This is a genomic window from Thalassotalea sp. G20_0, from assembly GCF_017744175.1.
GTDB lineage: Bacteria > Pseudomonadota > Gammaproteobacteria > Pseudomonadales > Endozoicomonadaceae > Endozoicomonas.
Map to the genome: position 1 here is coordinate 1 of NZ_JAGHQV010000164.1, position 1,983 is coordinate 1,983.

Sequence of the window (1,983 nt, forward strand, 5' to 3'; positions counted from 1 at the left end):
GGCTGAAGGAGATCACAGGGCTGTTCATATTTATTGGGGCGGTCATACACAGCAGAGCTTTTACTCACAGTTGCCTGAGCTTTGGTCAAAAGAACACAGTCATATCCATTATATTCCAGTTGTCTCGGGAGATGATTCGCATTGGACAGGGCGGAAAGGCTTAGTGCATCAGGCCGTGATGGAAGATAACGCAGACTTGGCTCAATACGATGTATACGCTTGCGGCACACCGCTGATGATAGAAGCCGCACAACAAGATTTTACCGCGAGTGGCTTACCGGAAGATCGTTTCTTTGCTGATGCTTTTGTGGAGTCAGCACATTAAAACAGGGAATAGCAACATATGAAAGCTGTCATTCTGGCCGGTGGACTGGGAACTCGTTTAAGTGAGGAAACCGCTTTACGACCAAAGCCCATGGTAGAAATCGGTGGTCGCCCTATTCTGTGGCACATCATGAAAATGTACTCCAGCCATGGCATCAACGACTTTATTATTTGCTGTGGCTACAAGGGCTACGTGATCAAGGAGTATTTTGCCAACTACTTCCTGCATATGTCTGATGTGACTTTCTCCATGCACAACAACCAGATGGAAGTGCATCACAAACGTGCCGAGCCCTGGACGGTAACTTTGGTTGATACTGGCGATGACTCTATGACCGGTGGTCGTTTAAAAAGGGTCAGGCAATACATAGAGCACGATGATGCTTTCTGTTTTACCTATGGTGATGGTGTCGGTGATATTGACATTCCAGCGTCAATTGCCTTTCACCAGCAACACGGCAAGCTGGCCACATTAACGGCGACGTATCCTCCGGGGCGTTTTGGTGCACTGGATATTCAGGGCGATGCAGTAAAAAGCTTTAAGGAGAAACCCAAAGGCGACGGAGCCATGATAAATGGTGGTTTTTTTGTGCTATCCCCGGCGGTGATCGACTTGATTGAAGGTGACGCTACCATTTGGGGGCAGGAGCCGCTGATAGCATTGGCCGAACAAGACCAGCTCATGGCATTTCGCCATGAAGGGTTCTGGCAACCGATGGATACCCTGCGCGACAAGCATTTGCTGGAAGAGTTGTGGCAAAGCGGCAAAGCTCCGTGGAAACGTTGGGAGTAAAGGACGATGAAATCCGATATTAATCCTGCGTTCTGGCAGGGTAAACGGGTCTTTGTGACAGGTCATACCGGTTTTAAAGGCAGCTGGCTTTGCTTGTGGCTGGAACAACTCGGTGCTGTCGTGCAAGGCTATTCACTCGATCCTCCCACTGACGTTTCGTTATTTGAACAGGCTCGCGTTGCTACCGGTATGCAATCACAAATCAGTGACATCCGTGATAGTGAGGCGTTGGCAAGCAGCATGACCCGGTTTCAGCCGGAGATCGTAATCCACATGGCTGCGCAACCATTAGTAAGACTCTCATACGCTGAGCCTGTTGAGACCTACTCCACCAACGTAATGGGCACGGTTTACCTGTTGGAGGCGGTGCGCAAAAGTAAAAGCGTACGAGCCGTGGTTAACGTCACCAGCGATAAATGCTACGACAACAAGGAATGGGTCTGGGGTTATCGGGAAGACGAGCCGATGGGTGGGTACGACCCTTATTCAAACAGTAAAGGATGTGCAGAGCTGGTCGCTTCAGCCTATCGAAACTCCTACTTCAATAACGCCAGGTACGCTGAGCACGGAGTTGCTCTTGCGTCATGCAGAGCCGGTAACGTAATTGGTGGCGGAGATTGGGCAGATGATCGTCTGATTCCCGATATACTTCGTGCATTCGAGAAAAATACCCCCGTTGTCGTTCGTAATCCACACGCTATTCGCCCTTGGCAGCATGTGTTAGAGCCGCTATCAGGTTATTTGCTTATTGCGGAAAATTTGTTTGACCATGGGCCTACCTTTGCAGAAGGTTGGAATTTTGGACCAAACGACAGTGATGCCAGGCCGGTTGATTACATCGCCGACAAACTGGTTACGCTCTGGGG

General features: G+C 49.8%; 2 protein-coding genes and 1 pseudogene. All 3 read left to right on the plus strand.

Annotation, left to right across the window (positions count from 1 at the left end; translation table 11 throughout):
- Positions 1 to 325 (plus strand): annotated as a pseudogene (locus tag J7438_RS25240) (CDP-6-deoxy-delta-3,4-glucoseen reductase); the annotation flags it as partial.
- A gap of 18 nt (positions 326 to 343) precedes the next feature.
- Entirely contained in the window at positions 344 to 1,117 is a 774-nt protein-coding gene (gene rfbF, locus J7438_RS25245; RefSeq protein ID WP_209278806.1) for a glucose-1-phosphate cytidylyltransferase, read from the plus strand.
- A 6-nt stretch (positions 1,118 to 1,123) separates the two neighbouring features.
- Positions 1,124 to 1,983, plus strand: an 860-nt coding sequence (gene rfbG / locus J7438_RS25250) for a CDP-glucose 4,6-dehydratase (protein WP_209278807.1), incomplete at its 3' end; no start/stop codon positions are given.